Here is a 2,588-nt window from a genome sequence, read left to right as displayed (position 1 = left end):
CTGGGCGTGGGAGCTTCTCCCCCTCCACCCGCGATCGCGCCGAGGACGAAGGCGACGACGCCGACGACCGTCGGCCAGAACCAGCGCCGCTTGTGCGCGGGGACCTTGACCGCCGGCGGTGGTGCGGCCCACGCCGGCGGGCGGGGCGCGTCGTCCTGCGGGCTCGTCATGCGGAGCGCTGCCTCCTCGGGCTGGTGTGCGGCTCGAGGGGTGGCCCCCGGGCGACGCCCATCGTGCCACGTCGCCGTTCGCCGCCGGTGGAGGTGCGGGTGATCTGTGGGCCGTCCGGAGGGACCCGTCCTGGATCGACAGGTGGCGGTGCCACAATGTGGCGCATGAAGGGACGTGTGCTGGTGGTCGACGACGACACCGCGCTCGCCGAGATGATCGGCATCGTGCTGCGCTCCGAGGGTTTCGAGCCCGTCTTCTGCGAGGACGGGGACGAGGCGCTCGGGACGTTCCGGGCGACCCAGCCCGACCTCGTGCTGCTCGACCTCATGCTGCCCGGGCGCGACGGCAACGAGGTGTGCCGCCAGATCCGTGCCGAGTCGGGCGTGCCGATCGTCATGCTCACGGCGAAGAGCGACACGGTCGACGTCGTGCTCGGCCTCGAGTCCGGCGCCGACGACTACATCTCGAAGCCGTTCAAGCCCAAGGAGCTCGTCGCGCGCGTGCGGGCCCGGCTGCGGCGCAGCGACGAGCCCGCCCCCGAGCACCTGTCGATCGGGGACGTCACGATCGACGTGCCCGGTCACCGCGTCGCGCGCGCGGGCCGCCCGATCTCGCTGACCCCGCTCGAGTTCGACCTGCTCGTCGCGCTCGCGCGCAAGCCGTGGCAGGTGTTCACGCGCGAGGTCCTGCTCGAGAAGGTGTGGGGCTACCGGCACGCGGCGGACACGCGGCTCGTGAACGTGCACGTCCAGCGGCTGCGCTCGAAGATCGAGAACGACCCGGAGCAGCCGGAGATCGTCGTGACCGTCCGCGGGGTCGGCTACAAGGCGGGCGTGACGCCCACGTGACGTCGGGCGGGGCTGCGCCGTGCCGCGCGTGAACAGCGTCTGGCGCCTGACGAGGGCCCGGACGCTGCGACGGGTGCGCGCCTGGCCCCGGGCGTGGCGCGGCTCCCTGCAGTTCCGCGTCATCGCCTCGACGCTCGTCATCGGTCTCGTCGCGCTCGCGTGCGTGGGCCTCTACGTCGGCGAGCGCATGCGCGACGGCCTGTTCGACGCGCGCCGCGACCAGGTGCTGGACGAGAGCGCCCGCAGCACCCAGCAGGCGCAGGACACGTTCGCCTCGTCCAACGCGACGCTCGGCCCGGACGTGCGGCGGCTGCTGCGCGACGTCGCGCAGTCGCAGCGGACCGGCACGTCGGGGGAGCGCGAGGTCTTCCTCCTGCGGGCGCCGGGGCAGACGTCGCCCGTGACCGGTGGTGCGGCCGCCTCCGACGGGTCCCTCATCGACGTCGTGAGCGACGACCTGCAGCTCGCGGTGGCCGAGGGCGGGCAGCACTGGCAGTCGGTCGGCGTGGAGACCGACGACGGACGCGTCGAGCCCGCGATCGTCGTCGGCCAGGAGGTCCAGGTCCCCGTCGTGGGCCGCTACCAGCTGTTCTTCCTCTACAGCCTCCAGGCGGAGCAGGACCGGCTCGACTTCCTGCAGCGCACGCTCGCGCTCGCGGGCGTCGTGCTCGTGCTGCTGCTCGGCTCGATGACGTGGCTCGTCACCCGGCAGACCGTGCACCCCGTGCGCCGGGCCGCGCTCGTCGCGGAGCGGCTCGCCGACGGGCACCTGTCGGAGCGGCTGCCGGAGCGCGGCGAGGACGAGATGGCGACGCTCGCGCACTCGTTCAACGAGATGGCCGAGAGCCTGCAGGACCAGATCCACCGCATGGAGGAGCTGTCCGCGGTGCAGCGGCGGTTCGTGTCGGACGTGTCGCACGAGCTCCGCACGCCGCTCACCACGATCCGCATGGCGGGCGAGGTGCTGCACGCGGCGCGCGACGACTTCGACCCCGCGACGAAGCGCTCGGCCGAGCTCCTCCAGACGCAGCTCGACCGCTTCGAGGACCTGCTCGCCGACCTGCTCGAGATCAGCCGGTTCGACGCGGGCGCCGCCGTGCTCGACGTCGAGGGCCGCGACGTGCGCGACGTCGTGGTGCGTGCGGTCGACCTGGCCGGCCCGCTCGCCGAGCGGCGCGGCTCGTGGCTGCGCGTCGTCGTCCCCGAGGACCGGTGCGTCGCCGACATCGACCCTCGCCGCGTCGAGCGGATCCTGCGCAACCTCCTGGTCAACGCGGTCGAGCACGCGGAGGGCACCCAGGTCGAGGTCACGGTCGCGGGCGACGCGCACGCGGTCGCCGTGACGGTCCGCGACCACGGCGTCGGCATGACGGCCGACGAGGCCGAGCACGTGTTCGACCGGTTCTGGCGCGCGGATCCCGCACGCGCCCGCACGACGGGCGGGACGGGCCTGGGACTGGCGATCTCCCTCGAGGACGCGCACCTGCACGGCGGCTGGCTGGAGGCCTGGGGACGGCCCGCGCGCGGGGCGTCGTTCCGGCTGACGCTGCCGCGGCGCGCCGGGATCCG

2 protein-coding genes are annotated in these 2,588 nt (G+C 73.9%); both read left to right on the top strand.

Features of this window, described 5'->3' with window-relative positions; genetic code table 11:
- The first annotated feature begins 335 nt into the window (after nucleotides 1–335).
- Nucleotides 336–1,019 (top strand): MtrAB system response regulator MtrA, encoded by a 684-nt coding sequence (mtrA, locus tag HGA02_RS15885; RefSeq protein WP_124343279.1) that lies wholly within the window; start codon nucleotides 336–338, stop codon nucleotides 1,017–1,019.
- A gap of 73 nt (nucleotides 1,020–1,092) precedes the next feature.
- Nucleotides 1,093–2,588 (top strand): MtrAB system histidine kinase MtrB (gene mtrB, locus HGA02_RS15880; RefSeq protein WP_343035523.1); only part of this gene is annotated, 1,496 nt, incomplete at its 3' end.

The organism is Cellulomonas septica (assembly GCF_012396155.1).
Taxonomy (GTDB): Bacteria; Actinomycetota; Actinomycetes; order Actinomycetales; family Cellulomonadaceae; genus Cellulomonas; species Cellulomonas septica.
Note: the sequence above shows the minus strand (reverse complement) of the source record. Positions and strands in the feature narration are given on the sequence as shown.

What these genes read in the sequence shown, in the direction of transcription:
- mtrA (WP_124343279.1), top strand. Translation starts at nt 336, where the DNA reads ATGAAGGGACGTGTGCTGGTGGTCGACGACGACACCGCGCTCGCCGAG.